2 protein-coding genes are annotated in these 2,129 nt (G+C 54.3%); both read left to right on the top strand.

Annotated elements, in window-relative coordinates; genetic code table 11:
- Positions 1 to 1,260 (top strand): class I SAM-dependent methyltransferase (locus V6D20_13170; protein ID HEY9816731.1); only part of this gene is annotated, 1,260 nt, incomplete at its 5' end.
- A 424-nt stretch (positions 1,261 to 1,684) separates the two neighbouring features.
- Positions 1,685 to 1,906, top strand: coding sequence for a DUF4327 family protein (locus V6D20_13165; protein HEY9816730.1), 222 nt, complete (start codon positions 1,685 to 1,687; stop codon positions 1,904 to 1,906).
- The last annotated feature ends 223 nt before the right edge of the window (positions 1,907 to 2,129 follow it).

Below are 2,129 nucleotides of genomic sequence, written 5' to 3'. Positions count from 1 at the left end.
GCCAAGGAATCGGTTCACTACAATCAGTCTTGCTGTAATAACGAAACCATGACGGATTCTAATCCTGAGGCTCAAGCGGTCAGCGCGGCCGTAGCCCGACTCTACAACACCTACCCCTTTCCCCCCGAGCCCCTACTGGATGAGCCGCCGCCGGGATATAACTGGCGTTGGAATTGGCAGGCTGCCTATAGTTTTTGTACCGGACAGACGCCCACCACTGATGCTGTTCGGATTTTAGATGCCGGTTGCGGCACGGGCGTTGGCACGGAGTATCTCGTTCACCTCAACCCTCAGGCATCGGTGGTGGGGATTGACCTGAGTTCGGGAGCGATCGCTGTGGCCAAAGAGCGCTGCCAACGCTCCGGAGCCGATCGGGCTAGCTTCATCAACCTCAGCCTCTACGATGTGGATCAGCTCCCTGGTGACTTTGACCTGATCAACTGCGTCGGCGTGCTGCATCATTTACCCGATCCCATTCGCGGCATCCAGGCCCTCTCCCAGAAGCTTGCCCCCGGCGGCATTATGCATATCTTCGTCTACGCTGCCCATGGGCGCTGGGAGATTCAGCTCATGCAGCAGGCGATCGCTCTCTTGCAAGGATCGCAGCGGGGAGACTATCGGGATGGCGTGGCGGTGGGGCGGCAAATTTTTGCATCTCTACCGGCTGACAACCGATTGGTGAAGCGGGAGCAAGAGCGCTGGTCTCTAGAAAATCAACGGGATGAATGTTTTGCCGACATGTATGTCCATCCCCAGGAAATTGACTACACGATCGATACGCTGTTTGATCTGATCAACGCGTCTGGGCTAGAGTTCATCGGCTTTTCCAATCCCCAAGTCTGGGAGCTTGAGCGTTTGTTGGGTCAATCACCAGAACTGATGGAACGTACCCAAACCTTAAGCGATCGCCAGCGCTACCGTTTGATTGAGCTGCTCGATCCGTCTACCATTACCCACTATGAATTTTTCCTAGGCCAGCCGCCCTTACCCAAAGCTGACTGGTCATTGAATACAGCGCTGCTGGCTGCCATTCCCACTCGCCATCCCTGCATTGAAGGTTGGCCAAGCCTAACCATGTTCAACGCTGACTATCAAATTGTGCAGCTCCAAGATGCTGACCTGCAGTTTTTGCAAGCCTGTGACGCCAACTCCAACGAGCGTACGGTGGCCGAGCTGCTTGCCGAGGTTGATCTGGATGTGGCCGGGGTGCGATCGCTTCTAGATCAGCATCTGATCATGCTCACCCCTGGCGCAAAGTAAGCTCTCGTTCTGGACTTACATCTCTACCCTAGCTGTGTAGGGATGCGCCAAACTTCATCACTCTCCGGCTCACATGCCTGGGTTAAGTATTTAGACTGATTTGTGTCCTCTCAACCGTTCTCTCGTACAGTAAAAGAAGAGGGGATAGTTTGAGCATCGCTGCTGCTCAGCACCTGATACATCGATGCATGATCTAGGTCATCTATCGATCGCTCTGCCGGGTTTTAGAGTGCCCCAAGATCATCAATTCTGCTGTTGCTCCGGGGTCTAGACTCAACCGATGGACAATAGCTTTCCAGAGCGATCGCTTGGATAGAGAGCCCGTCTACTACTCACCCTTTCACCCTGCACTCGTTCCGTAGGGTCACGCCTCTCTAATGCGTCCAGTTGCATCCCACCCATCTACAGTCGAGGAGCGATTGACATGCTGCAAGCCACCCACTATTCCATTGATGCCATTCGAGATGAAGTGCGTCATTTAACCGATGCCAAAACCATTGATCGCCATCAGCCGATCTATACTCTCTGTCGCTATTTTCCCAACCGCGAATGGGTCTGTATCGAGTGCGAATTAGAAGATAACGACTATCTGCTGCGCGATCGCATTATTGATTTACTGGGACGGGAAGATTGGTCTGAAGACTGATCGCCGGTTCGATCCAGCTCAGCACGACTGTAGGCAAGCGCTGGGAGGAAACTGTGAGGGGGCGATCGCCTCCTGCGTTGACTTGCCCGTCGTAGGGCGCTAGACGAAGCCGCACCGTCTATGGAACTTTCGACCCATAACGTCATCCAACTCAGGGTTGGGTCAAGCTATCCAGGGGCGATCGCCTCTGACGTTGACCTGCCAATCGCCCGACGAGCAGAAC

Source organism: Candidatus Obscuribacterales bacterium (assembly GCA_036703605.1).
GTDB lineage: Bacteria > Cyanobacteriota > Cyanobacteriia > RECH01 > RECH01 > RECH01.
The sequence above is the reverse complement of the archived record's forward strand: the minus strand, read 5'-3'. Positions and strand labels throughout refer to the sequence as shown.